This window comes from Nonomuraea sp. NPDC052265 (genome assembly GCF_044547985.1).
Lineage (GTDB): Bacteria > Actinomycetota > Actinomycetes > Streptosporangiales > Streptosporangiaceae > Nonomuraea.
This window is the reverse complement of the sequence record NZ_JBIUBJ010000022.1, coordinates 65256-90768: the sequence shown is the minus strand read 5'-3', so window position 1 is coordinate 90768 and position 25513 is coordinate 65256. Positions and strand designations below refer to the sequence as shown.

At 70.3% G+C, this 25513-nt stretch carries 26 protein-coding genes; 14 read left to right on the top strand and 12 right to left on the bottom strand.

Annotation, left to right across the window (positions count from 1 at the left end; all coding sequences use genetic code 11):
- Positions 1 to 98: 98 nt before the first annotated feature.
- Together ACIHAD_RS40475 and ACIHAD_RS40470 are read left to right on the top strand one after the other, a co-directional pair.
- A complete protein-coding gene (locus tag ACIHAD_RS40475) occupies positions 99 to 902 on the top strand; it encodes a single-stranded DNA-binding protein (protein ID WP_397360090.1) in 804 nt (267 codons plus the stop codon).
- A 941-nt stretch (positions 903 to 1843) separates the two neighbouring features.
- A complete protein-coding gene (locus tag ACIHAD_RS40470; RefSeq protein ID WP_397360089.1) occupies positions 1844 to 2959 on the top strand; it encodes a GGDEF domain-containing protein in 1116 nt (371 codons plus the stop codon).
- 212 nt (positions 2960 to 3171) lie between these two features.
- On the opposite strand, the gene ACIHAD_RS40465 is transcribed toward ACIHAD_RS40470, so the two are convergent.
- Both ACIHAD_RS40465 and ACIHAD_RS40460 read right to left on the bottom strand, forming a co-directional pair.
- Complete coding sequence (locus tag ACIHAD_RS40465; RefSeq protein ID WP_397360088.1) at positions 3172 to 3384, bottom strand: hypothetical protein; 213 nt, start codon at positions 3382 to 3384, stop codon at positions 3172 to 3174.
- Positions 3381 to 3860 carry a carboxymuconolactone decarboxylase family protein gene (locus ACIHAD_RS40460; RefSeq protein ID WP_397360087.1) on the bottom strand — a complete coding sequence of 160 codons (480 nt, stop codon included), beginning with the start codon at positions 3858 to 3860 and terminating at the stop codon, positions 3381 to 3383. Before ACIHAD_RS40460 ends, ACIHAD_RS40465 begins: the two co-directional genes overlap by 4 nt.
- A 129-nt stretch (positions 3861 to 3989) precedes the next feature.
- On the opposite strand from ACIHAD_RS40460, the gene ACIHAD_RS40455 reads away from it, so the two are divergent.
- Positions 3990 to 4586: a TetR/AcrR family transcriptional regulator gene (locus ACIHAD_RS40455; RefSeq protein WP_397360085.1), complete on the top strand. Its 597-nt coding sequence runs from the start codon at positions 3990 to 3992 to the stop codon at positions 4584 to 4586.
- Between the two features lie 371 nt (positions 4587 to 4957).
- Here ACIHAD_RS40455 and ACIHAD_RS40450 read toward each other — a convergent pair whose 3' ends face one another.
- The gene (locus ACIHAD_RS40450) at positions 4958 to 5260 is read right to left on the bottom strand and encodes a hypothetical protein (RefSeq protein ID WP_397360131.1); all 303 of its coding nucleotides are present in this window, start codon (positions 5258 to 5260) and stop codon (positions 4958 to 4960) included.
- On the opposite strand from ACIHAD_RS40450, the gene ACIHAD_RS40445 reads away from it, so the two are divergent.
- Both ACIHAD_RS40445 and ettA read left to right on the top strand, forming a co-directional pair.
- Positions 5147 to 5623: a TetR/AcrR family transcriptional regulator gene (locus tag ACIHAD_RS40445; RefSeq protein WP_397360129.1), complete on the top strand. Its 477-nt coding sequence runs from the start codon at positions 5147 to 5149 to the stop codon at positions 5621 to 5623. The two genes, ACIHAD_RS40450 and ACIHAD_RS40445, sit on opposite strands and share 114 nt — an antisense overlap.
- A 521-nt stretch (positions 5624 to 6144) precedes the next feature.
- Positions 6145 to 7809, top strand: a complete 1665-nt coding sequence (gene ettA, locus ACIHAD_RS40440) for an energy-dependent translational throttle protein EttA (protein ID WP_397360084.1) — start codon at positions 6145 to 6147, stop codon at positions 7807 to 7809.
- Between the two features lie 203 nt (positions 7810 to 8012).
- On the opposite strand, the gene ACIHAD_RS40435 is transcribed toward ettA, so the two are convergent.
- Positions 8013 to 9329, bottom strand: coding sequence for an MFS transporter (locus ACIHAD_RS40435; RefSeq protein ID WP_397360083.1), 1317 nt, complete (start codon positions 9327 to 9329; stop codon positions 8013 to 8015).
- A gap of 168 nt (positions 9330 to 9497) precedes the next feature.
- Here ACIHAD_RS40435 and ACIHAD_RS40430 point away from each other — a divergent pair, with 168 nt between their 5' ends.
- From ACIHAD_RS40430 to ACIHAD_RS40410, 5 genes are all read left to right on the top strand, one after another.
- Complete coding sequence (locus ACIHAD_RS40430; protein ID WP_397360082.1) at positions 9498 to 10010, top strand: VOC family protein; 513 nt, start codon at positions 9498 to 9500, stop codon at positions 10008 to 10010.
- Positions 10011 to 10101: 91 nt separating this feature from the next.
- Entirely contained in the window at positions 10102 to 10509 is a 408-nt protein-coding gene (locus ACIHAD_RS40425; protein WP_397360081.1) for a Zn-ribbon domain-containing OB-fold protein, read from the top strand.
- Positions 10506 to 11633 (top strand): thiolase C-terminal domain-containing protein, encoded by a 1128-nt coding sequence (locus tag ACIHAD_RS40420; protein WP_397360080.1) that lies wholly within the window; start codon positions 10506 to 10508, stop codon positions 11631 to 11633. Before ACIHAD_RS40425 ends, ACIHAD_RS40420 begins: the two co-directional genes overlap by 4 nt.
- Before the next feature lie 114 nt (positions 11634 to 11747).
- Positions 11748 to 11999: an SCO4226 family nickel-binding protein gene (locus ACIHAD_RS40415; protein ID WP_125636368.1), complete on the top strand. Its 252-nt coding sequence runs from the start codon at positions 11748 to 11750 to the stop codon at positions 11997 to 11999.
- A gap of 272 nt (positions 12000 to 12271) precedes the next feature.
- Positions 12272 to 12751, top strand: coding sequence for a hypothetical protein (locus tag ACIHAD_RS40410; RefSeq protein WP_397360079.1), 480 nt, complete (start codon positions 12272 to 12274; stop codon positions 12749 to 12751).
- Between the two features lie 41 nt (positions 12752 to 12792).
- Here the strand turns inward: ACIHAD_RS40410 and ACIHAD_RS40405 are convergent, their stop codons facing one another.
- Both ACIHAD_RS40405 and ACIHAD_RS40400 read right to left on the bottom strand, forming a co-directional pair.
- On the bottom strand, positions 12793 to 14898 hold the full coding sequence (locus tag ACIHAD_RS40405; protein ID WP_397360078.1) for an acetate--CoA ligase family protein: 2106 nt from the start codon (positions 14896 to 14898) through the stop codon (positions 12793 to 12795).
- 4 nt (positions 14899 to 14902) lie between these two features.
- A complete protein-coding gene (locus ACIHAD_RS40400) occupies positions 14903 to 16057 on the bottom strand; it encodes an acyl-CoA dehydrogenase family protein (protein ID WP_397360077.1) in 1155 nt (384 codons plus the stop codon).
- A 107-nt stretch (positions 16058 to 16164) separates the two neighbouring features.
- On the opposite strand from ACIHAD_RS40400, the gene ACIHAD_RS40395 reads away from it, so the two are divergent.
- Positions 16165 to 16776, top strand: a complete 612-nt coding sequence (locus tag ACIHAD_RS40395; protein ID WP_397360076.1) for a TetR/AcrR family transcriptional regulator — start codon at positions 16165 to 16167, stop codon at positions 16774 to 16776.
- Here the strand turns inward: ACIHAD_RS40395 and ACIHAD_RS40390 are convergent.
- Positions 16763 to 17587 (bottom strand): MaoC/PaaZ C-terminal domain-containing protein, encoded by an 825-nt coding sequence (locus tag ACIHAD_RS40390; RefSeq protein ID WP_397360075.1) that lies wholly within the window; start codon positions 17585 to 17587, stop codon positions 16763 to 16765. The genes ACIHAD_RS40395 and ACIHAD_RS40390 overlap by 14 nt on opposite strands.
- Before the next feature lies 1 nt (position 17588).
- Entirely contained in the window at positions 17589 to 18488 is a 900-nt protein-coding gene (locus tag ACIHAD_RS40385) for an SDR family oxidoreductase (RefSeq protein ID WP_397360074.1), read from the bottom strand.
- A 77-nt stretch (positions 18489 to 18565) separates the two neighbouring features.
- Here ACIHAD_RS40385 and ACIHAD_RS40380 point away from each other — a divergent pair, with 77 nt between their 5' ends.
- The 3 genes from ACIHAD_RS40380 to ACIHAD_RS40370 all read left to right on the top strand — a co-directional run bounded on the left by ACIHAD_RS40380 (position 18566) and on the right by ACIHAD_RS40370 (position 21665).
- Positions 18566 to 19999, top strand: a complete 1434-nt coding sequence (locus tag ACIHAD_RS40380; protein ID WP_397360073.1) for an MFS transporter — start codon at positions 18566 to 18568, stop codon at positions 19997 to 19999.
- A gap of 77 nt (positions 20000 to 20076) precedes the next feature.
- Positions 20077 to 20460: an acyl-CoA thioesterase gene (locus ACIHAD_RS40375; RefSeq protein ID WP_397360128.1), complete on the top strand. Its 384-nt coding sequence runs from the start codon at positions 20077 to 20079 to the stop codon at positions 20458 to 20460.
- Positions 20461 to 20510: 50 nt separating this feature from the next.
- Positions 20511 to 21665, top strand: a complete 1155-nt coding sequence (locus ACIHAD_RS40370; RefSeq protein ID WP_397360072.1) for an MFS transporter — start codon at positions 20511 to 20513, stop codon at positions 21663 to 21665.
- Here ACIHAD_RS40370 and ACIHAD_RS40365 read toward each other — a convergent pair.
- The 4 genes from ACIHAD_RS40365 to ACIHAD_RS40350 form a co-directional block, all read right to left on the bottom strand.
- Entirely contained in the window at positions 21660 to 23168 is a 1509-nt protein-coding gene (locus ACIHAD_RS40365; RefSeq protein ID WP_397360071.1) for an alpha-amylase family glycosyl hydrolase, read from the bottom strand. The two genes, ACIHAD_RS40370 and ACIHAD_RS40365, sit on opposite strands and share 6 nt — an antisense overlap.
- 16 nt (positions 23169 to 23184) lie before the next feature.
- Positions 23185 to 23565: a globin gene (locus tag ACIHAD_RS40360; protein WP_397360069.1), complete on the bottom strand. Its 381-nt coding sequence runs from the start codon at positions 23563 to 23565 to the stop codon at positions 23185 to 23187.
- 53 nt (positions 23566 to 23618) lie between these two features.
- Positions 23619 to 24506 (bottom strand): mechanosensitive ion channel family protein, encoded by an 888-nt coding sequence (locus tag ACIHAD_RS40355; protein ID WP_397360066.1) that lies wholly within the window; start codon positions 24504 to 24506, stop codon positions 23619 to 23621.
- Between the two features lie 544 nt (positions 24507 to 25050).
- Positions 25051 to 25419, bottom strand: a complete 369-nt coding sequence (locus ACIHAD_RS40350; RefSeq protein WP_397360065.1) for a hypothetical protein — start codon at positions 25417 to 25419, stop codon at positions 25051 to 25053.
- Between the last annotated feature and the right edge of the window lie 94 nt (positions 25420 to 25513).

The window sequence follows — 25513 nt, the reverse complement described above, 5'->3', positions numbered from 1 at the left end:
TCATCCACAGAACGGCGTTCGCCTTCACCTCACCCGGCCCGCTTCAGGCACCGTGTTCCCAGGTCGCGGGCAGCAGGCCCGCAGCATGGGAGGCACGGATGAACGACATCTACATCACGCTCACCGGGAACGTCGCAGCAGAGCCACGGCAGTACAGCTTCGACGACGGAACCAGGGTCACATCGCTGAAGGTGTTCACCTCGCACCGCTACTTCGACAGGAAGACGGGGCAGTGGACCGACGGTGAGCGGGTCTGCTTCACCGTCCGCTGCTGGCGGGCGCTGGGCGACAACGTCGCCGACTGCGTACGGGCGGGCCAACCCGTCGTCGTGTCCGGCAAGCTCCGCATCCGCGAGTTCGGCGCGGAGGGCGACCGCCGCTTCATGCCGGAGATCGAGGCCAGCGCGGTCGGCCATGACCTGCGCTGGGGCACCGGCGTCTTCACCAAGCCGGAGCGCGGGGGCGGCCTGGGCTCGATGACCAAGGAGATGCGCGAACGCCTCGACGAGGAGACCCAGGACTGGGCCATGGGCACCAGGCCCGTCCGCCCGCCGTCCCACCCCACCGCCGACCCCTCGGTCCCCCTGACCGCCGACGTCGCCGTGATGGCCCCTGCCGAGCCTCACGACGACGATGCCAGGCCGGACGTCGACCATGCGGCGGTAGCCATCGCGGCCACCGATCCCGGCGCCGCCACGCCGAAGCAAGCCACACCCGCTGTGGCCGCCCCCGAAAGCCCGGCCGACACCGACTCGGGAGACGACCCCGACCCTGGCACGGGCACGGGCACACGAGAGCACCTGGGCCGCGGCTCGGCGACGAAGACCGGCACGGTCCGCGTCCTGGGATCGGCCGGCAAGCCCCGGACGAGGACACAGGTACCGGAGAAGGCCGCCGCCTGAGGCCATCGCCGGCCCACGGCTGGGCATCTACGGCGGTGGATGCTTCTGTCGTGCCGGTGACGTGACTGCTGTCGTGGAGGCACGTGTGCGCTGGTGTCCTGCTCAGGGGCCGGCAAGACACGCGCCTCCGCCCGCCGCACCTCCAGAGTGCCCACCTCCTGGGAGGTTGCTCGCTCGCCCGCGCGGGGAGCCATCCGACTCGGGAGTGCGCGCGTACGGAGGTGCGGTGCCCTCACTTGACCACCGCGGTGTCTGCGTTCGGACACGTGCAGACGTCCAAACGGGTGATGCCGTGAAAGAACCGGAGTGCGTCGCATGGGTGGTGAGACGGCACACCGGCTCGCGCGAGGCCCGGCGGGCAAGCGTGATGAGACACCGGGTTGTCGGTGTGATGCACACCTTGGCGGTGTGAGCCCCGGAGCGCGGTGGTTCGCCGGCCGGCGGACAAGGTGGGAAGCGATCGGGGCGGAGGGCAACAGCCGATGGTCGGCGCCCCGCGCAGGGGACGGCCTAGGGGAGGGGGAGGAGCATCGGCCGATGGCCCCGATGTCACCCCCGAAGGGGGGTCGATGGGGTGTTTGTCCGTGTCAGATACCTAGAGCATGGGTCATGTCCAGGTCACGCCCCGCACCATGGTTGCTCCTTTCCGGCACTGCCCGCTCGCGGAGTGAGCGGGCGTGGTCGTTTCAACGTAGCGGTTCCCATCGCATAACGCACACTCCGCAATTATTGTGTTACACATCGTTAGTCAGGGAGGAGACGAGATGGCGGCGACCAGTCACGCCACGATCAAGTCTCGCGACGGTGTGTCAAGACTGGCCGGTCGCTGGCCATTGCTCGGGCAACGGCGCCCGCTTGTGGCGTACCTGTGCGCCATTGTCGCCCTAGATGCCGTCGCGATCACCTTGTTCACGAGATCTACCGATTTCCAGTGGCCGGATTTGCTGACCTTTGCCGCTCTCATGGCGTGCGGCGCGGTCTGCATCGAGGCCAGCAGGCGTCTGGGCATGCCCGCCGGGGTCTCGCGCGACCTGTTGTCGGCCTGGTGGCTGCCGGTCGCGCTGCTCCTGCCGCCGGTCTACGCCCTCTTCGCGCCGATCGTGCTGCAGATCCTTCTCCAGGTACGCGTCCGCGCCACAGTTCTCTACCGTCGGGTGTTCAGCTCGGCGGCCATCGGCCTGGCCGGCTGTACGGCGTCGGTGGCCTTTCACTGGGTCGTCCCGGATCCCTGGGTGCTGACGCGGGGGAGCGGGCCGCCGATCGCCTACGCGGTGACGGCCGCTGTGCTCTTCTCCCTGCTCAACATCGGTCTCATCGCCGTCGCGGCGCATACGTCCGATCCCGAGGGGTCGTGGCAGGAGGTGCTGTGGAACAGGGAGAGCGTGCTGCTCGACATCGTCGAGTTGTGCCTCGGTGTCACGGTCGCGATCGGGTGCGGGCTCAACCTCGCCCTGCTGGTGCTCGCGTTGCCGCCGGTCGTCCTGCTGCAGCGCAGTCTGTTGCATGCGCAGTTGCAGGCCGCCGCGCGTACCGACTCGAAGACCGGGCTGCTCAACGCGGCCGCCTGGCAGCGGGAGGCGGACACCGAGATCCTGCGGGCGCGTCGCAGCGGTGAGACGCTGGCGCTGCTGATCATCGACATCGACCACTTCAAGCGTGTGAACGACGCACACGGTCATCTGGTCGGCGACGAGGTGCTTGCCGGGGTGGCGTCCATGTTGCGCAGGGAGCTGCGGGACTCCGACGTGGTGGGGCGGTTCGGGGGTGAGGAGTTCGTCGTCCTGCTGCCGGGGGCGGACGTCGACGAGGCCCGACAAGTCGCCGAACGTCTTCGTACGCACATCGGGCACATGGCCACGCCGGTGGATGACACGTTGATCCGGATCACGATCTCGGTCGGGGTCGCGCTGATGAGCGTGCACGGTGACGACCTGATCGACCTGCTGGCCGCCGCCGACCTGGCTCTCTATCGGGCCAAGGAACTGGGGCGGGACCGTGTCTGCATCCCCGTCGTCCAGCCGCCGCAACCGCCGTCGCCTGAGGAGCAGGCCGTGTGACCTCCTCGGGCCCCCGTCGCCGCCTCGTTTCTGGAGCTCTGCTCGGCATCGGGCTGCGGTTCCCGATCAGGGGCATTGGCCTCTGCGGGTGGGACGGGTGGTCCTCTCGGGTGGCCGCTCTCGAACGTGTTCCTGCCGGGGGCAGGCGCCTGAGGGGGTGCGGGTCAGGGGCCTGTCTTCGTGGTGTCGGCCTGCCGGTGCGCCTCGGGGCGTCAGGACGGGGTGACGCTGTCGCAGGTGACGAGGCGGACGGCAGGCGCTGAGACGATCTGGATGTGGGGTACGCCCGGGACCTCGATGTTGAGGTACCCGCCCTCGATGGCGAACCGCACTCCTTCCACCGTCGGCACGCGGCGGCCCTCGGAGTCCTTCAGCGTGTAGCCGTCGAGGAGTTCGACGGTGCCGCTTCTCCAGGTGGGGTTCAAGCCTGCACCTCCGGGAAGTCCAGCTCGGGCTGGGCAAGGTGGTTGAAGTAGTTGGACAAGGTGTTGAGGGCGATGTGGCCCACGATCTCGGCGAGCTCCGCGTCCGAGACGCCGGCGGCCCGTGCGGCGTCCAGGTCGTCGTCGCTCACCGCGCCGCCTGAGTGCATGATCGCCTGGGTGATCGCCAGGACGGCGGCCGCGTGCGGATCGTCGTCGGCGCCCCGGCGGGTCTTGAGGAGTTCCTCGTCGGACATGCCCATACGGCGGCCGCGCATGGTGTGCGCGCTCACGCAGTACGTGCAGTGGTTCTCCTGGGCGACCAGCAGGGCGATCTGCTCCCTGAGCCGAGGGGTGAGGGTGCCCGAGCTGAGGTGCTCGCGCATCGCGAGGTAGCCGGCCAGGGCGGCGGGGCCGTTGGCCAGGGCGGCGTACAGGTTGGGGACCTTGCCGAGTTGGCGGCGGGTCTGGTCGAGCAAACCGTTACGGTCTTCTGTCAACTGCGGAAGGCGGGGCATGATGTCTCCAAAACGGTACCGGTCGGTTCCATCTGGGCAAGACGATACCGAATGGTTCCGTTTTAGGGAAGTTCGGGATAGCTTGGAGGCATGCCCACGCGTGCCCGTGAACGACTGCTCGACGCCGCCGAGGACCTCTTCTACGCAGAGGGGATCAGGGCGGTGGGGATCGAGCGGATCCTGACCGTCTCGGGGGTGGGCCGCGCCTCCTTCTACCGGCACTTCCCGAGCAAGGACGACCTGGTCGTCGCGGTGTTGCGACGGCGGGACGAGCGGTGGCGGGCATGGCTGGCCGAACGGGTGGAGGCTCTGGGCGGGCACCCGCTGGACGTCTTCGACGCCCTGGCCGAGCGGTTCGCGCGGGCGGATTTCCGGGGGTGCGCCTTCATCAACACCATGATCGAGACGGCGGATCCGGACAGTGCGGCCCATCGGGTGGCGGCCGAGCACAAGGAGCGCGTGCGGGCGTACGTGGCGGGGTTGATCGAGCGGGACGGGCGGGCCGAGGCGGCCGAGCTGGCGCACCTGTTCGTGCTGCTGGTGGACGGGGCCATCGTCACGGCGGTACGTGAGCGTTCGACCCGTCCGGCGACCAGGGCACGGGCCGCGGCCGCCGCACTTCTCGCCACCGCGGAGGGCGTGACGACGGGTGCGTCAGGGGGTGTCAGGGAGGACGCGGTTCGCTGAGGCCGCCAGTGTGAGCCGCCCCTACCGTCGAGGGGAGGTCTGGGGTCGGACGTCGAACGTTTCGGGCGCTGGGGCCTGCTGGTGTCGAGGGCGTTGTACGTGCGGGGGGAGGCTACGAGCGTCAAGGCGGGCCGGCGGTCGTAGTTGATCAGTGGTCGGATGACGGGCCGGCCGGTGGTGCGCGCAACCCCTGCCTCCTTCGGGCGAGGGAACGCCGGGCGCGGCAGGAGCCGGGTGAAAGGCGCTCGCCATAGTCGTCAGCGCGCCAATCAAGACGCAGCCGGGTGGGGCTGGAGGGCTCGAACAGGCGACGGCAGGGGGTGGCTTCCCGGTACGCAGGAGGGCGAAGTCGTGAAGCTGACCGGCGGCGATCAGCTGGTTCGCGGGGCGAGCGTGGATGTGAGCAGGAAGCCGGGGGGCCGGGAGAAGGCGCCCGTCAAGGTCGTCAACGCGGCCACCCGGGCATAGCTGAGCGAGACAGGGCTCGGACGGGCGGCGATCGACGTGCCGCGATCACCCTGCTGGGCGAGCGTGGCTACCAGGCCACCACCTTCGACGCCATCTGCAAGGAGGCCGGGCTCAGCAGCAGTCGGCTGATCACGTACCACTTCTCCAGCAAGGACGAGCTGTTCGCGGCTGTCGCCGACCAGATCGCCGCCGACGCCGACGCCCACATGCGTCCCGCCCTGGAGGCCGTGACCGGTGCCCGCGAACTGCTCGCCATCGCCATCCGGGCGAACGTGGCGTTCATCGCCGGCCACTCGCCGCAGGTGCGGGCGCTCCAGCAGATCCTCCTGAACAGCGGTCAAGGTGTCTGGGAACGGCACCACACCGAGTCGCTGAACCGGTTGGCCGGCCTGTTCACGGACGGGCAGCGTGCCGGAGTCTTCCGCCCCTTCGATCCGCGGGTCATGGCGGCGGCCCTGCGGGCCTCGATCGACAGCGTGGTCCCGCTCCTCGCCGCCGGGCTCGACCCCGACCTCTGTGCAGACGAACTGGTCGAGCTCTTCGGCCGCAGTACGAGTGACAAGCCCTGAGAAACCCTGACCGAAAGGACAGGCGATGTCATTCACCGGAGTCGCCGGGCGGACGTATGTGGTGACCGGCTCGGCATCGGGCATCGGGCATCGGGGACAGTCATTGGCGCTGACGGCAGGAGGTCGAGCTGACGGCAGCAGATCGAGCTGACGGTGGCGGGTCGAGCGTGACGGTAGTAGGTCGAGCTGACGGGTGGCGGGTCGGGTTGACGGCAGCAGGCCGATCGGGGTTCTGGCGAGGGTGGCCGGCAGGCGTTCGTGTGCTCGATCTACTTCCGTCGCGCCGCTGAGGGGCATCGCGCTGCCGGATGCAGGGCCTTCGGGACGGCGGGACAGGCGGCCGTCACAGCGGCTGTCACAGCGGCCGTCCCGCGAGACCCGTGAGGGGCGGGTCTGTGGGATGGAGGGGACGCCTCAACGGTGCGGGGGGAGGGGCTGGAGGGTGGTGGGGGAAGCGAAGGGTGGAGGTGAATAAGGCTGGGCGGCGGAAGCCTGGGTGCGCAGCCTCTAAGCTAGGGAGCATGCCGGAGTACATCTACACGCTGCAGCGCGTGCGCAAGGCGCACGGCGACAAGGTTGTCCTTGACGACGTCACGCTGTCGTTCCTGCCCGGAGCCAAGATCGGTGTCCTGGGGCCGAACGGCACCGGTAAGTCGACGCTGCTCCGGATGATGGCCGGCCTGGAGCAGCCGTCCAATGGCGATGCCAAGCTGATGCCGGGCTTCACGGTCGGCATGCTCCAGCAGGAGCCGCCGCTCAACGAGGAAAAGACCGTCCTGGGCAACGTGCAGGAGGGCGTCGCCGAGACGATGGCGATGCTCGAGCGCTACAACCAGATCGCCGAGCAGATGGCCACCGACTACAGCGACGAGCTGCTGGAGGAGATGGGCAAGCTCCAGGACCAGCTGGAGCACCGCAACGCGTGGGACGTCGACAGCCAGCTTGAGCAGGCGATGGACGCCCTGCGCTGCCCGCCGCCCGACGCCGAGGTGAGCAAGCTGTCCGGTGGTGAGCGCCGCCGCGTGGCGCTGTGCAAGCTGCTGCTCGAGGCCCCCGACCTGCTGCTGCTCGACGAGCCCACCAACCACCTCGACGCCGAGAGCGTGCAGTGGCTGGAGTCGCACCTGGAGAAGTACCCCGGCACGGTGCTGGCCGTCACCCACGACCGGTACTTCCTGGACAACGTGGCCAACTGGATCCTGGAGCTCGACCGCGGTCGCTGCTACCCCTACGAGGGCAACTACTCCACCTACCTCGACATGAAGACCCAGCGTCTCAAGGTCGAGGGCCAGAAGGACGTCAAGCGCAAGAAGCGCCTGGAGGACGAGCTGGAGTGGGTGCGCTCCAACCCCAAGGCCCGCCAGACCAAGAGCAAGGCCCGTCTCCAGCGGTACGAGGAGATGGCGGCCGAGGCCGACAAGTTCCGCAAGCTGGACTTCGAGGAGATCCAGATCCCGCCGGGCCCGCGTCTGGGCACCACGGTGATCAGGGCCGACGAGCTCACCAAGGGCTTCGGCGACCGCCTGCTGATGGAGAGCCTGACGTTCGACCTGCCGCGTAACGGCATCGTCGGTGTCATCGGTCCCAACGGCGTCGGCAAGACCACGATGTTCCGCATGATCACGGGTGGGGAGACGCCGGACACGGGGTCGATCACGATCGGCGACACCGTGAAGATCTCCTACGCCGACCAGAGCCGGGGCGGCATCGACCCGAACAAGAACGTCTGGGAGGTCGTCTCCGACGGGCTCGACCACATCAAGGTCGGCAACGTCGAGATGCCGTCGCGGGCCTACATCGCGGCGTTCGGGTTCAAGGGGCCCGACCAGCAGAAGAAGGCCGGCGTGCTGTCGGGCGGCGAGCGTAACCGGCTCAACCTGGCGCTCACCCTCAAGCAGGGCGGCAACGTGCTGCTGCTCGACGAGCCGACCAACGACCTCGACACCGAGACGCTGTCGTCGCTGGAGAACGCGCTGCTCGACTTCCCGGGCTGCGCGGTGATCACCTCGCACGACCGGTGGTTCCTCGACCGCATCGCCACCCACATCCTCGCGTGGGAGGAGGGCTCGAACTGGTTCTGGTTCGAGGGCAACTTCGCCGACTACGAGAAGAACAAGATCGAGCGCCTCGGCGCCGACGCGGCCCGTCCGCACCGGGTGACGTACCGGAAGCTGCACCGGGACTGACGTCCCGAAGCCGACGACGAGCGGCGGGCCCCTCTTGGGGCTCGCCGCTTTTCGCATGTCTGGAGGGGCCGGGTCAGCGTTCGGCCTTGGCTTCTGAGGGGCCGGGTCAGCGTTGGGTCTCGGTTGCTGAGGGCTGGGTCAGTGTTGGGTCTCGGTTGCTGAGGGCTGGGTCAGTGTTGGGTCTCGGTTGCTGAGGGGGCGGGTCAGCCTTCGGCTTCGGTGAGGGCGACCTGTACGGGGGCCGGGGCGGTGCGCCGCCACGGGCCGTTGAACAGCAGGATCGCCGGGATGAACAGCACCAGGCAGCCCAGCGCCACGAACAGCCAGGTCTGCCAGCTCGTCGCCGCCACGACGTGCGGGATGACCAGCAGCCCGACCACCGCGATCGCCTTGCTCAGGAAGCCGAACAGCCCCCAGGCGGTGCCCTGCAGGCGCGGGTCGGCGTCCTCGGCGTCCTCGGAGTAGTTGGCCATCCAGGGGGCGTAGGCGACGCCGAGCGAGCCGCCGAGCAGGGCGCCGACCACCATGAGCGTGCCGGTGGAGATGCCTTCCTGGCCGAGTGCGACGGCGAGGTAGGCGGTGACCAGGACCGCGGCGATCGTGCCGGCGAGCGAGAACGGCTTGCGCAGTTGCAGGCGGTCCGACAGGCGGCCGGTGACGATCAGTGTGATGAGGTTGAGGCTCCAGAACGCGGCCATGATCGTGGACGCCTGCGCGCTGCTGATGCCGAGCGAGCCCACCAGCATCGTCTGGCCGAACAGCGACAGCGTGATGTAGAGGACCAGCCAGAGCGAGATGCCGACGACGTGGGCCCAGATGTTGCGCCGGGCGAACAGCGACCGGATGGTGGGCGGGCGCTGCAGGTCGACGACCTCCTCGGCGGCCCGTTCGGTGTGCTGGATCCGGGCCCGCAGCTCGGGGGACAGGTCGGCGATGTTGAACGCGATCACCACCGAGATCACCAGCGAGAAGCAGCCCATGATGACGAACTGCGACCGCCACGACTCGTTGAAGATCGGCAGCGTCCAGCCGGCGACGGCCGCGGCCAGGAAGTTCGCGCCCACCGGGCCCCACGTCCAGAACCCGAACGCCTGCGCCCGCCCGAGCCGGGGCGAGAAGTCGCGGATCAGCGGGGCGGTGGAGGCCATGGCCACGCCGTCCACGAAGGCCAGCAGGATGCGGGCGATCAGCAGGTCGCGCGGGCTGTGCACGAGCGTCATGGCGAAGCAGCACACGGCGGTGAGGGCCATGAGCGGGATGAGCAGACGGACCCGGCCGACCCGGTCGGTGAGCCTGCCGCCCAGGATGGAGGCGATGGCCCCGGCCACCGCCGCGGCCCCCGACACCGCGCCGTACGTGGCCAGGGACATGTTCAGGTCTTTGAGCAGGAGGGGTACGACGGGCGCGATCTGCCCTTCGTAGGAGCCGATGAGGATGGCCAGCACGGCCATGGTGAGGATCTTCATCCGGCGGGCGCCGGTCGGGTACTCGTCGAGCTCGCGGACGTAGGACAGCCCCATGACAAGCCTTTCTGTCGAGCTTAGGCCCCCCGTCATGAGTTCTAGAAGCTAGCTCTAGAATCCATTTCTGAGATGCTGCTCCTCACATCGGCCGACGTCAAGAGTGCGTACCCGGTATGAGGTGATTAGAATCAAATTCTAGGATTCACTCGTAGTGAGGAGCCGTGCGTGGACCTGGAACTTGACGGCCTCGACGTGACCTTCGACCACACGGCCGTGGCCGCTCCCCGGATCAGGGACCTGCTGCCGATCTATCGCGACCTGCTCGGGGGGTGCCACCTGGGGGGCGGGGGTGACAACCGGGTCAGCGGGTACCGCACGCTGCAGCTCACGTACCAGAACGGGAGCAAGATCGAGCTCATGGAGCCGCTGGCCGGGTCCACGTTCTTCGACAGCTTCTTCGGGCTGACCCGGGGGCGGGGCGGCGTCCATCACCTGAACTTCCACGTCGGCGACATGGACGCGGCCGTCGCGCGGCTCACCGGGCGCGGCTACCGGCTGCACGGGCTCAACCGGGCCGACGTGCGCTGGCAGGAGGTGTTCCTGCACCCCAAGGAGGCGCACGGCGTGCTGATCCAGCTCGCCTGCCCGGGGTTCCGCGAGCCGGACGAGACCCGTCCGACGCTGGAGGAGGTGCTGGCGGGACGCGGCCGCAACGGCGACGGCGTCCCGAGCCCCTGAGTCCTGGGGCCGCGCGCCTGAGGTCCTGAGCCTTCCCTCGGAGCCGAACCTAGATCTAGAGTGTGATTCTAGAACTAGATTGGGGAGGCCGATGAAACCGGCACCGAAGCCCACACCCGAGACCCAACCGTTCTGGGACGGCACGGCCGCGGGAGAGCTCAGGATCCAGCGCTGCCAGACGTGCGCGCGGCACTACTTCTACCCCCGTCCGAGCTGCCCCCACTGCGGCGGCGGCGACGTGGAGTGGGTACGCGCGACGGGCCGCGCGACCCTGTACTCGTACGTCATCAACCACCGGCCCGCGCCCGGCTTCGAGGCCGACGGACCCTATGCCATCGCCGTCGTGGAGCTGGAGGAGGGCGTGCGGATGATGACGAACATCGTGGGCGTGCCCAACACCCCCGAGGACCTGCCGCTGGACATGGAGCTGCGGGTGGTGTTCGAGCGGCGCGGCGACGTGCACGTGCCGCTCTTCGAGCCGGTCGGAGGCGCCCGATGAACATCGTGATCGCCGGGGCCGCCGAGACCGACGAGATCGGCCGCCTGCCGGACCGCTCCACCTTCCAGCTCCACCTGGAGGCCGCGCGCAACGCCCTAGCCGACGCGGGCATGACGAAACACGACATCGACGGCATCGCCACGGTCGGCACGCCCGGCCCGATCCAGATCGCCCACGCCCTCGGCATCACGCCCTCCTGGCTCGACGGCACGGGGGTGGGCGGGTCGTCGTACCTGTTCCACGTACGGCACGCCGCCGCCGCCATCCGGGCCGGGCTGTGCCGTACCGTGCTGATCACCCACGGCGAGTCGGGAAGGTCGCGCGTCGGCGCGGGCCGGTGGGGGCTGGGCGCGGACTCGCTGCTGGGGCAGTTCGAGCTGCCGTACGGGGTGGTCGGGCCGCCGACGTCGTTCACCGTCACGGCGCTGCGCTACATGAAGGAGACCGGCCTCACCCACGAGCAACTGGCCGAGGTGGCGGTCGCGCAGCGCCGCTGGTCCTCCCGCAACCCGCGGGCGATGTACCGCGACCTGCTCACGGTCGAGGACGTGCTCGCGTCGAAGGTCGTCGCCTACCCCTTCCACCTGCTGGAATGCTGCCTGGTGACGGACGGCGGCGGCGCGCTGGTGGTCACCTCGGAGGAGCTGTCGCGCCGCTCGCCGGTGTACCTGCTGGGCTCCGGCGAGGCCATGGACGCCCCGATGGTCTCGCAGATGGAGGACTTCACCACCTCCAAGGGCTTCCGCCTGTCCGGCGAGGCCGCCTTCGCCGAGGCCAAGATCTCGCACGAGGACGTCGACCACCTGATGGTGTACGACGCCTTCGCCCACGTGCCCATCTACGGGCTGGAGGACCTGGGTTTCGTCGGCCGGGGCGAGGCGGGGGCGTTCATCGCCGAGGGGCACACCTCACCCGGCGGCCGGCTGCCGATGAACACCAACGGCGGCGGGCTGTCCTACACCCACACCGGCATGTACGGCATGTTCGCCATCCAGGAGTCGGTGCGGCAGCTCCGGGGGGAGGCGGCGGCGCAGGTGCCGGGCGTCGAGGTCAGCGTGGTGCTGGGCAACGGCGGCATGTTCGCCTCGGCCGCCACGCTCGTCCTGGCCTCGCGGCTGCCCTAGGTTCCCCGGTCGGCCCTCCGGGCAGGCGAGCCCGGACCGGCCGATGGAACGGGATGGAACGGGATGGAACGCCTCTCCATCGGAAGCGGAAGACCATGAGGAGAGGAGACGGCGATGCCGAAGTTCATGGACGTGCACAGTGGTTTCGTCGGTGTCACCGAGGAGCAGTTGCGCGAGGCCCACGAGCGGGACCTCGCGGTCGAGGGCGCCGAGGGTGTGCACTTCGAGCGGGCCTGGCTCGATCCCGACTCGGGCAAGGTGTTCTGCCTGTCCTCGGGGCCGTCGAAGGAGGCGGTGATGCGGGTGCACGAGAAGGCCGGCCATCCCACGACGGAGGTCTACGAGCTGCCGATCGAGGTCGAGTAGCCACAGGGTGACCGCCGGACCGGTGACGGCGCCCCGCGCTGCTGCGGACGCGGACGGCCGTCACCGCGGCGCCCCGGCCCCTGAGGATCCAGGCCGGGGCGCCAAGGCTTCGGGAAGGGTAGGAGGCCAAGGCTTTCCACAAAGGTCGGAGGCCAAGGCTTTCCACAAAGGTCGGAGGCGAAGGCTTTCCGGAAAGGGGCGGGGGCCAAGGCTTTTTCAGGCGGGCGCGTCGGGAGCCCGGCCGTGAGCGGGGGCCGTACTAGATTCGTCGGGTGAGTACGGGAGCCGCGCGCGGGGTGGGCCGGTTCGTCAACGGCGAGTCGGTCTACGGGACCATCCTGACGGCCGGCGTCGTGTCCGGGCTCTCGCACTTCATCAGCGACGCCGACGAACTGCTGCTGACCGCGATCGGCACGGTCATCGTGTTCTGGATCGCGCACGCGTTCGCGGAGATCGTCGGCGACCGGTCGCCGGACGTGCGCAAGGCGGTCAGGGGCGCGGTGACGCGGTCCACCGGCATGTTGTGGGGGCTGGTGCCGCTCACGGTCATCCTGGGCCTGGCGATGACCGGGGCGATGTCCCTGGACGCGTCGGTGTACCTGGAGATCGCCGTGTCGGTCGTCCTGCTCACCGTGCTCGGCTTCTTCGCGGCGGCGCCGAAGACCGACCGGCTCTGGATCCGGCTGCTCTGCGGAGCCGGCTCGGGGGCCCTGGGAGCCGTGATGATCCTGCTCAAGAGCCTCGGGCACTGAGCGGGGCCGCACGTGGCGGGCCCCGCCCGGGGTGAGCGAGGTCAGGGGGCCGGCGGGCGCCAGGTGATGAGTGCGTCCAGGGCCTCGACGCGGGAGCCGGTGACCAGGAGCGGGTTGATCTCCAGGGACTCCAGGTCGTCGCCCAGGCTCTCGGCGAAGGCGGCGATCCTGGTCACCACGTCGGCCACCGCGTCCAGGTCGGCCGGTTCGGTGCCTCTGGCGCCGTCCAGCAGGGCCGCGCCGCGCAGCTCGGACAGGGCCCGGCGGACCTCGCCGACGTCCACCGGCAGCACGCGCAGGGCCGCGTCCCGCAGCACCTCCACCCAGACGCCGCCGAGCCCGACCGCGAGGGTGAGCCCCCAGGCCGGGTCGCGCACGACGCCCACCAGCAGCTCGACCCCGCCACCGCGCTGCGGCTGGATCAGGGCGCCCGCGTCGGGGGCGTGCGCCCGCGCCGCGGCCACCACCTCCCGGTAGGCCTGCCGCACCTCCTCGGGGCTGGACAGCCCGAGCCGCACCCCGCCGATGTCGCTCTTGTGTCCGAGCCCTTCGGCGGCGGCCTTGAGCACGACCGGGTAACCGAAGCGTTCGGCCGCCGCCACCGCCGCCGCCTCGTCCGCGGCGGTCTCGGACGGCACCACCGGCAGCCCCGCGGCGGCGAGCAGGGCGGCGGCCCGGTGCTCGGCCCACACGCCGCCCGCGCCCTCGGGCGCGCCGGTGACCGCCGCGCGCTCGGCCGGGGCACTGGTGAGGGCCGCGCGGTGGGCCTCCGACCAGCGCACCGCCGCGCCGATCGCGGTCAGCCCGTGCTCGATCCCGCCCATGACGTACGGGAACCCGGTCTCGTGCTGCACCCGCCGCCCGAACTCCGTGACGTCGGTCAGCACGTTGCTCACCACCACGACCGGCACCGGCGACTCGGCGATGCGCCGCGAGCTGGCCTCGTACATGGCGAGCACGGGGGCGGGGTCCGGCGGGGCGATCCTGGGCGGTTCGGACAGCAGCATGACCAGGTCGATGCCGGGATCGGCGGTCACTGTCTCCAGGGCGCGGCCGAGCAGGGTGCGGTCGACGAGGACGTAACCGGTGACGTCGAGCGGGTTCTGGACGGTGCCGAACGACGGCACGATCGCGGCCAGGCGCTCGACCGTCGCAGGGGCGAAGGGCGGCAGCTCCAGGCCCTCGTCCTCGGCCCGGTCGGCGATGATCTCCGACGCGCCGCCGGACGGCGTGACGACGCCCACCCGGCGGCCGGGCAGCGGGCCGGTCGCGGCCAGCAGCCCGGAGGTGATGATGAGGTCCTCCAGCGAGCGCACCCTGATCACGCCGAGCTGACGCATAGCGGCGTCGATGACGTCGTCGTCGCCCACGAGCGCGCCCGTGTGGGCCTGCGCGGTGTGCGAGGCCAGCCTGCTGCGGCCGATCTTGAGCGCGACGATCGGCTTGCCCGCCGCCAGCGCCCGGCGCGCGACCCGGGAGAACTCGGCCGGGTTCCTGATCGTCTCCAGGAACAGGGCGATGACCTTGGTCGCCGGGTCGTCCACGAGGTAGTCGACGACGTCGGTGACCGTGACGACCGACTCGTTGCCCATCGAGGTCAGCAGGCTGATGCCGACGTTGCGGGCCTGGGCGAAGCCGAGCACCGAGCTGGCCAGCGCGCCGCTCTGCAGCACCACGCCGACCGACCCGCGCAGCAGCGGCTCGGGGATGGGCAGCCCGTACGGGGTCACGTCGGCGGCGGCGTTGATGTAGCCGTTGCCGTTCGGCCCGAGGATCGTCAGGCCGTTCTCGCGGGCGAACCCGGCGATCTCCGCCTCCAGCCGCGCGCCCTCCGCGCCCGCCTCCCCGAACCCCGCCGTGAGGATCACGTAACAGCCGATGCCCAGCTTGGCGCCCTCCTTCAGCACGCCGAGCACCGCCCCCGTCGGCACCATGACGTAGGCCAGGTCGACGGGGGAGGGGATCTCGGTCAGGCTGCGGAAGGCCGGCGACCCGTGCACCACCCCGCCCCTGGGATTGACCAGGTGGACGGGCCCGGAGAAGCCGTGGGTACGCAGGTTCAGCAGCGTGCTGACCGACCAGCCCGACTTGTCCGTGGCCCCCACCAGGGCGATCGAGCGCGGGTTGAACAATGCCTCGACCGACATGGGACTACTCTCCGATCAGGCCGAGCCTGGCGTGGCCCTTGATGAGGTTGCGGGCGATCGTGCGGCGCTGGATCTCGTCGGTGCCCTCGAAGATGCGCAGCAGGCGCAGCTCCCGGTACCACCGCTCGACCGGCAGCTCCTTGGTGTATCCCATGCCGCCGTGGATCTGCAGCACCCGGTCCACGACCTGGTTGGCCATCACGGCGCCGTTGAGCTTGGCGATGGAGGAGGCGTGCCGGGCGTCCATGCCCTGCTGCACCTGCCAGGCCGCGTGGAGGGTGAGCCACTTGGCCGCCTCGATCTCCACCTGGGAGTCGGCGATCATCCACTGGATGGCCTGGTACTCCGAGATGGTCTGGCCCATCGATTTGCGGATCTTGGCGTAGTCGATGGCCATCTGGAGCATGCGCTCGGCGGAGCCGATGGCACGGGCCGGGATCATGTAACGTCCTTGCCCGATCCACTGCATGGCAAGCTCGAAGCCCTTGCCGAGCTCGCCCAGGATGTTCTCCTCGGGCACCCTGACGTCCTCGAACACCAGCGCCGCCGGGCCCCACTCGCCCATGGTCGGGATGGGCTCGGACTTCCAGCCCATGTCCCGGTCGACCAGGAAGCACGTCACGCCGTGGCCCTCGGCCACCGCGAACACCATGACGAAGTCGGCCTCGCTGCCGCCGGTGATGAAGGTCTTCTCGCCGTTGATCACCCATTCGGCGCCGTCGCGGGTGGCGCGGGTGTGGATGTTGCGGGCGTCGGAGCCGGCGCCGGGTTCGGTGATCGCGAAGCAGGACCGCCGCTCGCCCTCGATGGTGGGGATGAGGTAGCGCCGCTTCTGCTCGTCGGTGCCGGCGTACAGGATGTTGTCGGCGCTGCCGCCGAAGGAGAAGGGCACGAACGTGCGGCCCATCTCTATGGCGATGATCGCGGACATGATCGGGCCGAGCGCCGCGCCGCCGTACTCCTCGGGGGTGTTGATGCCCCAGAAACCGGACTTCCTGGCCTTGGCGCGCAGGTCGCGCACGACCTCGGGATCGAGCCCCGGACGGCCTTCCCGCTCGTTGCGCAGGACCTCCGGCTCCAGCGGCATGATCTCTTTCTCGACGAAGGAACGTACGGTGTCGCGGATCTGCCGTTCCTCCGGGCTGAGCGAGAAGTCCACGGCCGCCTCCTGTATTTCTAGAATCGTTCTCTAGTACTGGATTCTAGCCCCCGTACCGCCCTGGTCAAGAATCAGATTCTAGAATTCGGCGGGATAGAATGGGCGGCATGGCACGCAAGTCCTCGTGGGAGTGGAGCCGGACGGCTCAGACGCGCAAGAGCATGTTGCAGGCGGCCCGTGAGGTCTTCAGCGAGCACGGCTTCGCCGACTCCAACGTCTCGGAGGTGGTGGCCCGCGCCGGCTCCAGCGTCGGCAGCCTCTACCACCACTTCGGCGGCAAGACCGAGCTGTTCCTCGCCCTCTACGAGGACCACCAGGCGGCCCACGAGCAGGCCTCGGCCGCCAGCGTCGCCAAGGCCAAGAAGGCGGGCGTCAGCGACCCCGTCGAGCTGCTGATCGCCGGGGCGCGCGCCTACCTCGACGGCGCCTGGGACCGGCGCGACCTGGTCAGGCTCTTCATCGACGGCGACGGCCCGCCCGGCTTCGACCTGATCCGCCGCACCCGGGGGCGCGAGTGGGTGCGTCAGAACGCCGTCCTGCTCGGGGCCGGTGGAGACCCGCTCGACCGGTTCACCGTGGCGGTGCTGACCAGCATCATCGGCGAGGCCGCCCGCGAGGTGGCCACCTCCGACACCGAGGAGGAGGCCAGGGAGATCATCGAGGCGGCGATGAAGCTCATCCACCGCCTCGATCCCCTCCGGGGGCTCAGCGACGACTGATCGTCGCCCGCCCGCGGTCGATCACCACTGTCCCGTCGTCCTTGGCGGTCCTGAACAGCACGTCGTCGCCGTCGGTCCAGACGGAGACGGTCAGCGACTCGCCCGGGAACACCGGGCTGCTGAACCGGCCCGACATCGCCCTGAACCGCGACGGGTCCGACCCGGCGAGCGTGTGCAGCAACGCCCGCCCGGTCACCCCGTACGTGCACAGTCCGTGCAGGATCGGCCGGTCGAACCCGGCCCTGGCGGCGAACGCCGGATCGCTGTGCAGCGGGTTGTGGTCGCCGGACAGCCGGTAGACCAGCGCCTGGTCCGGCCGGGTCGGGTAGGTCACCTTGTGGTCGGGCGCCCGGTCCGGGACCGCCCACTCGTCGCGCGGCCCCCGGTCGCCGCCGAAGCCGCCCTCGCCCCGGATGAACACCGAGCTGTACGAGGCGATCACCAGCTCGCCGGTCTCCAGGTCCACCGCCCTGGCCTCGGTGGTCACCAGCGCGCCCGAGCCCTTGTCGTAGATGCCCGTCACCTTCGACGTCGTCCGTACGCCGCCCGCGGCCGGCAGCTCCCGGCGCAGCTCGAAGCCCTGCTCGGCGTGGACCAGCAGGGCCGGGTCGAAGTCGCCCAGCCGCCGCCCCGGCGACTGCGCGGCCAGCACCGCGAACGTCGGCAGCACCCGCTGCCCCTTCTCGGTGGCGAACTCCAGCTCGTCGAGGCCGGAGCCGACGCCGAGCGCGTACAGCATGGTGTCCTTGGCGGTCCACGTACGCTCGTGGGCCGGGCCCTCGACGCCGATCAGCGAGTGGTCGAGCGGCATGTCAGTCCTCCCGTCCGGAGACGCGGCCGTTGGTCAGGGCGTTGGGGGCGGCCTTGTCCACCAGGGCGGGGATGACCGCGCCCAGCTCGGCCGGGTCCCAGCGGGCGCCCTTGTCCACGCCGGGGCCGGCGTGCCAGCCCTCGGCCACGCTGATCATGCCGCCGCGCACGTTGAACACCCGCCCGGTGACGGCCCGCGCCTCGGCGCTGGCCAGCCAGACCACCAGCGGCGCGATGTCGTCGGGGTCGGCGCCGGTCGCCCCGGCCGGGATCAGGTTCTCCGTCATGCGGGTGAGCGCGGCGGGGGCGATGGCGTTGACGGTCACGCCGTAGCGCTCCAGCTCCCTGGCGGCGATCACGGTCAGCCCGGCGATGCCCGCCTTGGCCGCGCCGTAGTTGCCCTGGCCCGGGTTGCCGTAGATGCCGGAGGACGACGTCGTGTTGATGATCCGGGCATCGAGCCGCTCGCCGCTCTTCGCCTTGGCCCTCCAGTAGGCGGCGGCGTGCCGCAGGGGCGCGAACGTGCCGCGCAGGTGCACCCTGATCACCGCGTCCCACTCGTCGATGGTCATGTTGACCAGCATGCGGTCCCGCAGGATCCCGGCGTTGTTGACCAGCACGTGCAGGTCGCCGAAGTGGTCCACGGCCGCCCGCACCAGGCGCTCGGCGCCCTCGAAGTCGGAGACGTCCTCGCCGTTGACGACGGCCTCGCCGCCCATCGCCTCGATCTCGGCCACCACCTCGGCGGCGGCCCCGGACGAACCCGTGCCGTCCACCTCCGCGCCCAGGTCGTTGACCACCACCTTCGCGCCCTGCCTGGCGAACTCCAGCGCGTGCCCGCGCCCGATGCCCCTGGCCGCACCCGTGACGATCACCACGCGACCTTCGACTATCCCGCTCATCCGACACCTCGATCCTTGACCGGCCGACGACTTGAATTGGATTCTAGTATTAAAATCTAGAAAGGACAGGCCCCTTGGTGACGACGAGCACCACCACCTCCGCCGGCCACGCCTGGCGCACGCTCTCGGTCGTGAGCCTGGCCAGCGTGCTGACCGGGTTAGGCGGCAGCTCGATCAACGTCGCGCTGCCCGAGATCGCCCGGCGCACCGGGGCCGACGCCACGGCCGCGGGCTGGATCCTGCTGGGCTTCCAGTTGACCACGACCGTCCTCATGGTGGTATTCGGTCGTCTGGCGGACATGTTCGGCAGGCGCAGGATGTACCTGATCGGGCTGGCCATCTACACCGCGGCCGCCCTGCTCGCCGGGTTCGCGCCCGGTGCGTGGGTGATCGTGGCCATGCGGGTCGTGCAGGCCGTCGGCGCCGCGATGCTGCTCACCAACAGCGCCGCCCTGGTCAGCGACGCCTTCCCACGCGAGCGGCTGGGCGAGGGCATGGGCGTCTACGTGGCCTCCTTCTCCATCGCCGGGCTGATCGGCCCGACGCTCGGCGGCGTGCTCGCCTCGAACCTGGGCTGGCGATGGGTGTTCTGGTTCAACGTGCCCATCGGCGTGATCTGCCTGGTGTGGGGGGCTGTCACGCTGCGGCGGGCCGAACCGGCCGGGCGCGAGCGCGGGCTCGACCTGCCGGGCAGCGTGCTCGTGCTGGTCACGCTGGGCGGGCTGCTGCTGGCGCTGTCGGAGTTCGGCAGGCTCGGGTGGGGGCATCCGGTGGTCCTGGCCGGCCTGGCCGCGTTCGCCGTGGGGCTGCCGCTGTTCATGGCCAGGGAGCGGCGGGCCGCCCATCCCGTCGTGGACATGCGGCTGTTCCACGACCGGGCCTTCGCCTTCGGCACGCTCGCCTCCTTCCTCAACGCCGTGGCGCGGATGGGCATGGTCTTCCTCGTCGCGCTCTACTTCCAGGCCGTGCGGGGGGACGATCCCGTACAGGCCGGGTTGAAGGTGCTGCCGCTGGCGGTGGCGGCCATGGTCGCGTCGGTGACGTCGGGGTTCCTCCAGCGGCTGACCAGCGCGCGCACCCTGGCGGTGGCCGGGGCCGCCACCACGACCTGCGGGCTGCTGGTGCTGCTGGCCACGATGTCGGCGAGCACGCCGTACGCGGCGGTGACCGCCGGGCTCGTGCTCATCGGGCTCGGCTCGGGCGTCTTCCTGCCCTCCAACACCACCGCCATCCTGGACGGCCTGCCCTCCGAACGGCTCGGCATCGTCAACGCCATGCGTCTCATGCTCCAGAACACCGGCAACGTGGTCGGCACCGGCCTGGTGCTGTCGATCATCACCGCGCCCCTCCCCGCCGCGCTGCACCAGCGCGTCTTCGCCGGGACGCTCTCGCAGGTCTCCGGCGAGGCGGTCGGCCACCTCGTGACCGGTTACCGCTGGGCGCTCACCTGCATGGCCTCGATCTCGGTGCTGACCGTGCTGGCCTGCCTGGCCCGCCGCAAGGCCCGGTGACCGGCGGGCCGGACGGTACGGGTACCGTGGCGGACGTGGCAGAACCCTCCTCAGCGAACCGGCACGTCTTCCCTCGCATGGTCAGATTCGCCGACATCGACTCCCAAGGGCATGTGAACAACGTGCGCTTCCTCGACTACCTGGAGGACGCCCGCTTCGGCATGTTCGCGATCGATCCGGCCAGGGCGGGCGAGGCGCCCTTCGGAGGGCTCGTGGTGACCCGCCACGAGATCGACTACCGGCGGCCGCTCGGCCTGCGCGCCGAGCCGGTCAGGGTGGAGACCTGGGTCACCCAGATCAGGCCGGTCCGCTTCACCCTGTCCTACGAGATCCGCGACGACGACGAGCTCTACGTGACCGCCACCTCGGTGATCGTGGCCTACGACGTCGAACGGGCCGCGCCGCGCCGGCTCAGCGAGGACGAGCTCGTCCTGCTCAAGCGCTACTCGGCCGAGGGCTGACCGTCCTGGACGCGCAGCCGTCCGCCGGTCCTGGCAGGAAGCGCTGGCTGATGCTCGCGTTAGGCGTCAACGCCCATGCGAGCGTCACCTTAGGACTCTTCGGCCTGCCTCTCGTCATGCCGGAAATTGAGCGACATTTCGGGGTTCCGCTGGCAGTGGCCGGAATCATTGGGAATGCCCCGGGAATCGGGGTCCTGGTCGCGCTCGTCGCCTGGGGTGCGCTGGCCGACCGGCACGGCGAGCGCCTCGTCCTCGGCATCGGCGTGAGCCTGGCGGCCGTGCTGCTGGCCGCCGTGGCCTTCGCCGGGCCCGCCTGGGCCGTGATCGCGCTGCTCGCGCTGGCGGGCGCGGCCGGCTCGGCGGCTATGGTCGGCGGCGGCCGGATCGTGCTGCGCTGGTTCCAGCCGCCCGAGCGCGGGGTCGCCATGGGCCTGCGCCAGGTCTCCTACACCCTCGGCATGGCCGTCGCGGCGTTCGTGCTGCCGCCGGTCGCGCGGGCGCACGGGCTGCCCGGCGTGCTGCTGGTCTGCTCCGCGGTGAGCCTGCTGGCCGCCGTCCTGGCCGGGTTGTTCCTGGCCGAGCCGCCGCGCTCGATCTCCGGGGGGAGCGCGGGGCCGGCGCGCTCGCCGTACCGGCAGCCGACGCTCTGGCGGGTGCACGCAACCAGCGGGCTGCACGCGGTGCCGCAGATCGTGGTCAGCACGTACGGCGTCACCTGCCTCGTCGGCCTGTACGGCTGGGACGCCGTGGCGGCCGGCCAGCTCTTCGGCCTGTCGGCCGTCGCCGGGGCCGTGGTCCGCGTGGCCGTCGGCCGCTGGTCGGACCGGGTCGGCCTGCGGATGCGTCCCCTGCTGCTGCTCACCTGCGCCTGCCTGGCCGTGCTCGTCCTGCTGGTCGTGGGCACGGCGACGGACAGCCTGCTCGGCCCGGTGGCGCTGGCGACGGCGTCGGTGCTCACCGTGTCCGGCAACGGGCTGGCCTACCTGCGGGCGGGCGAGCTGGCCGGGCCCGCCTGGGCGGGAAAGGTGCTCGGCACCCACAACACCGTCCAGAACGTCGTCGCCCTGGCGGTGACCCCGTTGGCCGGAGCGCTGATCACCGGGACGGGGTACTGGGCGGCGTACGCGGCGGGCCTGGCCTGCGCGCTGGTCTCGCTGCCCGTCATCCCCGTCCGCGGCGAGCAGCGGGCCGGCCTTCGGTCATGACTCCCGGCGCAGCCACACGGCGGCGTCCGGCGGCAGCGTCCCCGCCTGGACCGGGCCGCTGGACAGCAGCACCGCGTCGTGATCCGGCAGCCGTACGGCCTCCATCCCGCAGTTGATCGCGCAGATCAGCGGGCCCCGGGAGAAGAAAAGTGCTCCCTCGGGGGAGTCCAGCCACTCCAAGGTGTAAGGAATCACACCCGCCAGCTCGCGGCGGCAGGCCAGGGCCCGGCGGTAGAACTCCAGCGTCGAGTCCGCGTCGCCCTCCTGCTTCTCGGCCGTCAGCTCGGCGAAGGCGGCCGGCTGCGGCAGCCACGGCCGCACGCCGGGCGGCGAGAACCCGTAGGAGGGGGACTCCGCCGACCACGGCAGCGGCACCCGGCAGCCGTCGCGGCCCGGCAGCCTGCCCTGCGACTGGAAGAACACCGGGTCCTGCCTGGCCTCGTCGGGCAGGTCGGTCACCTCGGGCAGGCCCAGCTCCTCGCCCTGGTAGAGGTAGGCAGAGCCGGGCAGCGCCAGCATCGTGAGCAGCGCCGCCCTGGCCCGAGCCAGTCCCGTGCCGGGATCGGCGGTCTCGTACCGGGTGCGATGGCGTACGACGTCGTGGTTGGACAGCACCCAGGTCGCGTACGGCACTGAGGCCAGGGTGTCGTCGATCACCTTCCGGAACGCGGTCGGCGACCACGGCGCCTGGAGCCAGGCGAAGTTGAAGCTCTGGTGCAGCTCGTCGGGGCGTACGTAGAGGGCGAGGTCCTCGGCGCTGTCGGTCCAGACCTCGCCGACGGCCATGCGCTCACCCGGGTAGCCGTCGAGCACCCTGCGCCAGTCGCGGTATACGCCGTGCACCTCGGGCTGCCCCCAGACCGGCGAGACCGCCTTGAACGACTGGTCGCCGACGTCCGGCAGCCCCTCGGCCTTGTACAGGCCCATCGCCACGTCGATGCGGAATCCGTCCACGCCCTTGTCCAGCCAGAACCGCAGGACGTCGAGGAACTCCGCGTGCACCTCGGGGTTGCGCCAGTTGAAGTCGGGCTGGCCGGGGGCGAACAGGTGCAGGTACCACTGCCCGTCGGGGACCTGGGTCCACGCCGGGCCGCTGAACGTGGACTGCCAGTTGTTGATCGTGTCGCGGAAGATGTACCGGTCGCGGCCCTCGCCCCGCAGCGCGGCCCGGAACCAGGGATGCTCGGAGGAGCTGTGGTTGGGGACGACGTCCACGAGCACCTTCAGCCCGTGCCCGTGGGCCTCGGCCACCAGCGCGTCGAAGTCGGACAGCGTGCCGAACAGCGGGTCGACGCCGCGGTAGTCCGCCACGTCGTAACCGCCGTCGGCCATCGGCGAGGGGTAGAACGGCGTCAGCCAGATGGCGTCGACCCCCAGCCTCCTCAGGTACGGGATCCTTTCCCGTACCCCGGCCAGGTCGCCGACGCCGTCTCCTGAGGCGTCGGCGAAGCTGCGAACGTAGATCTCGTAGACGACGGCATCGCGCCACCAGGGGATATCCATGTGGGCGTCATGCCCGTTATGTCGGCGAGTTCACCAGGCTCTGGGCCGCGTAGACCAGATAGTCCCAGAGTCGGGTCGCCTGCTCCTCGGGCAGTTCGAGCGAGTCGACCGCGTCACGCATGTGCCGCAGCCAGGCGTCGCGCTCGGCCTCCCCGATCACGAACGGCACATGGCGAATGCGCAGCCGGGGATGGCCGCGCTCCTGGCTGTAGGTGTTGGGGCCGCCCCAGTACTGGATCAGGAATCCACGCAGCCGGTCCTCGGCGCCCGTCAGATCGGGCTCGGGGTAGAGCGGCCGCAGCAGCGGGTCTTCCGCGACACCTTCGTAGAAACGGTGGACAAGGCGGCGGAAGGTCTCCTCGCCGCCTACGGCGTCGTAGAAGGAGGTCTCTGTCACCTTCTCACCCTACGGTCGGCCGCGAACGACGGCCAACCGCAGGTAGGGGGTCCCTAGGCGATGGCGACCATGGGGATCCCGGCGGAGTCCAGGGCGGACTTCACCCTGAGCCGGATCTCCCGGGCGACCTCGGCCTGGCGCGAGGGCAGCGTCTTGGCGGTGATGCGGAACACCAGCGCGCTGTCGGAGAGCTGCTCCACGCCGTAGACCTGCGGCTCCTCCACGATCACGCTCTCGCGGTACTCGGGGTCGGCCCAGATCTCCTCGGCCACGATCTCCAGCACCGCGCGCACGGCCGTGATGTCGGCGTCGTAGGCCACCGGGACGTCGAAGAAGGCCCGCGACCAGCCCTGCGACTCGTTGCCGACGCGGGTGATCGTGCCGTTGCGGACGTACCAGACGCGGCCGTCGGCGTCGCGCAGCCGGGTGACGCGCAGGGTGACCGCCTCGACGGTGCCGACGGCGGCGCCCGCGTCGATCACGTCGCCCACGCCGTACTGGTCCTCCAGCAGCATGAACATGCCGGCGATGAAGTCCTTGACCAGCTCCTGCGCGCCGAAGCCGATCGCGACGCCCAGGATGCCGACGCTGGTCAGCAGGGGAGCGATGGGGATCGTCAGCCGGTCGAGCACGGTCAGCGCGGCGGTGCCGAGGACGACGATGGAGGCGACGTGCTTGAGCACCGAGCCCATGGTCTCGGCCCGCTGCTTACGGCGCTCGTGCAGCAGGGCGTCGATGCCGTCGGTGGCGGCGCCGCGGCGGAACCTGTTGGTGAGCGAGCCGCCGGTGGCGGCCCGGTTCACCACCTTGGTGATCACCCGGTGCGAGATGTTCCGCACGACGAACCCGAGCACCAGGATAAGCACAATGGTGATCAGGCTGGCCAGCAACGGCGCCCACGAGGCGTTGTTCAGCCAATCGACCAGGGGACCACAGATCACTGTGTCACCTTGACAGGCCTGCGCCATCTGCGAGCTCATTTTGTCGAAGTCCTGCACGAGCGACGACTCCGCCGGCGCGGGCGTAGATGATGGCCCTGATGTCACCAACAGGAACACTGGGTGGATCCCCCTCAGGAAGCGGTTCGGTCAGCGGCAAATCAGTCCAATTGGATCTAAAAATACCGCTGACCGAACCGGCCGCCGTCACATCACGCCGGGGAAGACGGGGTCGCCCGGTCTCTGGGCCGCGGAGGGAGAGACCGGACGCTCCGATGACGGACGGCTCGGACGGGCCACGCACCCGGAAGCGTGTCCCGTTCCGGTTCCAAGGGGGGAGGTCATCCCCCCGGCACCCGGCGGGCGCACCCGGCCGGGCTGTTCTGCGCGCACGGGCACCCGCCCGCGCGAAAGGGCCGGAACCGGCGGGACGATCAGGGGCCGGGAGACCCGGACACCCTCCGCACCGATCGTCCCGCCGGCCCCGCGAGGCCGCAGCGGGGACGGTGAGCCGTGGTGGCTGCGCTCCACCCGGATCACCGCGTCGTCACTCTCCCACCGCGGCGAGCACGCGTGCGACCTTGGTCGCGGCACCGGCCGGGTCGTCGGCCGTGTGCATGGGTTCGCCCCAGGACCAGCAGTACCACCAGTCGGGAAGGTCCGAGGCGTTCGCCGGGCGGCAGGTGACGTTCTCGGACAGGCTCGTCGCCTTCGGGTTGATGACGCGGACGAACTGCCGGCCGTTCTGGGCTTGGACCACTCGTGCGAGCAGACCGCGAGCGCCGAGCTCGGATACGAGGCGCTGCAGATGTCCGATCTTGTCGTCCGTCACCTTCTTGTCCTCCCTGGGAATCGTTGCTGGTGGGCCAAACATGGCCCAAGTCAACAGCACACGCAACGCCACCTCCCTGATCACAGGGAGTGGCTATTCCCTCATGGGTTGTAAGAAACAGTCCCTCGGAGGACGATCCTTAACCGTAGGCTTGATGAGCACGTTTCCAAACGGTCCT

What these genes read in the sequence shown, in the direction of transcription:
- ACIHAD_RS40475 (WP_397360090.1), top strand. Translation starts at nt 99, where the DNA reads ATGAACGACATCTACATCACGCTCACCGGGAACGTCGCAGCAGAGCCA.
- ACIHAD_RS40455 (WP_397360085.1), top strand. Translation starts at nt 3,990, where the DNA reads ATGCCCACGCGTGCCCGTGAACGACTGCTCGACGCCGCCGAGGACCTC.
- ettA (WP_397360084.1), top strand. Translation starts at nt 6,145, where the DNA reads ATGCCGGAGTACATCTACACGCTGCAGCGCGTGCGCAAGGCGCACGGC.
- ACIHAD_RS40435 (WP_397360083.1), bottom strand. Translation starts at nt 9,329, where the DNA reads ATGGGGCTGTCCTACGTCCGCGAGCTCGACGAGTACCCGACCGGCGCC.
- ACIHAD_RS40425 (WP_397360081.1), top strand. Translation starts at nt 10,102, where the DNA reads ATGAAACCGGCACCGAAGCCCACACCCGAGACCCAACCGTTCTGGGAC.
- ACIHAD_RS40420 (WP_397360080.1), top strand. Translation starts at nt 10,506, where the DNA reads ATGAACATCGTGATCGCCGGGGCCGCCGAGACCGACGAGATCGGCCGC.
- ACIHAD_RS40415 (WP_125636368.1), top strand. Translation starts at nt 11,748, where the DNA reads ATGCCGAAGTTCATGGACGTGCACAGTGGTTTCGTCGGTGTCACCGAG.
- ACIHAD_RS40405 (WP_397360078.1), bottom strand. Translation starts at nt 14,898, where the DNA reads ATGTCGGTCGAGGCATTGTTCAACCCGCGCTCGATCGCCCTGGTGGGG.
- ACIHAD_RS40395 (WP_397360076.1), top strand. Translation starts at nt 16,165, where the DNA reads ATGGCACGCAAGTCCTCGTGGGAGTGGAGCCGGACGGCTCAGACGCGC.
- ACIHAD_RS40390 (WP_397360075.1), bottom strand. Translation starts at nt 17,587, where the DNA reads ATGCCGCTCGACCACTCGCTGATCGGCGTCGAGGGCCCGGCCCACGAG.
- ACIHAD_RS40385 (WP_397360074.1), bottom strand. Translation starts at nt 18,488, where the DNA reads ATGAGCGGGATAGTCGAAGGTCGCGTGGTGATCGTCACGGGTGCGGCC.
- ACIHAD_RS40375 (WP_397360128.1), top strand. Translation starts at nt 20,077, where the DNA reads ATGGTCAGATTCGCCGACATCGACTCCCAAGGGCATGTGAACAACGTG.
- ACIHAD_RS40370 (WP_397360072.1), top strand. Translation starts at nt 20,511, where the DNA reads ATGCTCGCGTTAGGCGTCAACGCCCATGCGAGCGTCACCTTAGGACTC.
- ACIHAD_RS40365 (WP_397360071.1), bottom strand. Translation starts at nt 23,168, where the DNA reads ATGGATATCCCCTGGTGGCGCGATGCCGTCGTCTACGAGATCTACGTT.